A 1,641-nucleotide genomic window follows, 5' to 3' on the forward strand; every position below is an offset into this window, starting at 1 on the left:
TGCGGCGGTCGTGCCGCTGGAGCCGGTAGAGGCCCAGGTTGCGGATGCCGCTGTCCGGGTTCTTGGTGTGGGTCAGGCCCAGGTTGAAGAAGGAGACGAGGGTCGAGGTGGTGCTCACGCGCCGGTGCAGACAGCTCTGCGCGTCCGGGGCCAGGGCGCGGCAGCGGTCGACGACCTCGGCGTACTGCCCGGCGAGGTAGCCCTTCCAGTGGTGCGCGGCGCGTGCGCGCCAGGCCGGGGACATGCCGGTGATGCTGCGGCGGAAGAGGTCGGCGAACGCGTGGACGACGGGGGGCTGCCCCGGGCCGACGACGGGGACGGGCCGGTCCAGGATCGCGGTCATCTCGCCGAGGAGTTGGGCTGAGCGGGCGGTGTCGCGGCCCAGTTCACCGTCGAAGAGGTCGTCGAAGGGTGCGAAGTACCAGCCCATCAGATCCGAGGCGAGGTCGAGTCCCTCCGCGGTGGCGTCGGGGTAGCACAGTCCGGCCAGTTCGCTGATCTTCCAGTCCCGCAGCTGGCGGTCGTTCGCCTGGCGGTCCTCTGCCAGGCCGAAGTGGTACATCCACGCGGAGGTGTGCTCGCGGGCCCGGTCCACGTGCGGGCTCATCCGCGCCGGCCACGGACAGCCGAGCCCCGGTCCCGGGATCGGTCTCCGGGCGGCGGACGGGCGAGCAGCCGACGTCCCCAAACCCGTCGGGCCGGGGGCCGTCCACACCCGCCCAGCTCCAACTGGACCATTGGCCGGTTCCGCCAGAGAGTTGTCATCCACCATGAACGCCTCCCAACACCGCGACCTTGTCGACAGGGCATCCCCCGTGAGGCGGACTGGGGCTCACCAGGCAGGCAGCGACACGTTGCCCATGGCCGTCATACTGCCCAGCCGCCCCGTCTCGCTTCTCCTGACACGCCGAGCACCAGGCTTACCTGTCCTGCGCTGCCGGCGCTCCTCTAGCCCCGTCCCCACACCTGTGCGCCAGGAAGGGCGCTGGGCCCGGCTGCACCACGACGAGTACTTTGCCTGTTTCGCCCGCGAGAAGCACAGCCGCGAAACCACGGCGCCTTGCAGCCCTGACGCCCGTGCGGCTCCCTCGGGGCCCGGCCGCCCGACGTCTACACCCGATCTCCGTCCTGGCCAAACCGCCGAATCCGCGGATTCTCTCTCTGCCAGCCCGCCGGGCTCCGCTGCCCGTCCGAGAGGGGACGCCGTGATCGTCCACCTGCAACGTGCCGCCACCACGGCCGCGCTGATCCCCACCCCGTACGGCCTGGACGACCTCCGCGGCCAGCTGCGTCCCAGGCTGATCGGTGCCGACTACCGCGGTGCCGACAAGCAACTGCCGCTGTTCGGCGATCCGCAGGAGGTCCTCGGCGGCGGCGTGCTGGACGCCCCGGCCCTGCGGATCGGCTCCCGGGCGCCCGAACTCCCGGTGTGGATGTGCTCGGTGCGCTCCGACCCCCTACAGCCGGACCTGAGCGACGCCCAGTGGGCCGACGTCTCCCGGCGCCTGGTCACCGCGACCGGGCTCGCCCCCACCGGCGACCCGAACGGCTGCCGGTGGGCCGCGATCCGCAACGACGACCGGTCGGTGCACGTCGTCGCCACTGTTGTACGCGAGGACGGATACATCCACAGCACCTACC

Annotated in this window: 1 protein-coding gene and 1 pseudogene; one reads left to right on the plus strand and one right to left on the minus strand. The window is 71.7% G+C overall.

The genetic code is table 11. From position 1 onward, the window contains the following. Positions 1–607 (minus strand): terpene synthase family protein (locus tag ACWDCZ_RS41145; RefSeq protein ID WP_449818694.1); only part of this gene is annotated, 607 nt, incomplete at its 3' end. A gap of 598 nt (positions 608–1,205) precedes the next feature. On the opposite strand from ACWDCZ_RS41145, the pseudogene ACWDCZ_RS41150 reads away from it, so the two are divergent. Then, positions 1,206–1,641, plus strand: a pseudogene (locus tag ACWDCZ_RS41150) (mobilization protein); the annotation flags it as partial.

Source organism: Kitasatospora sp. NPDC001225 (genome assembly GCF_053597855.1).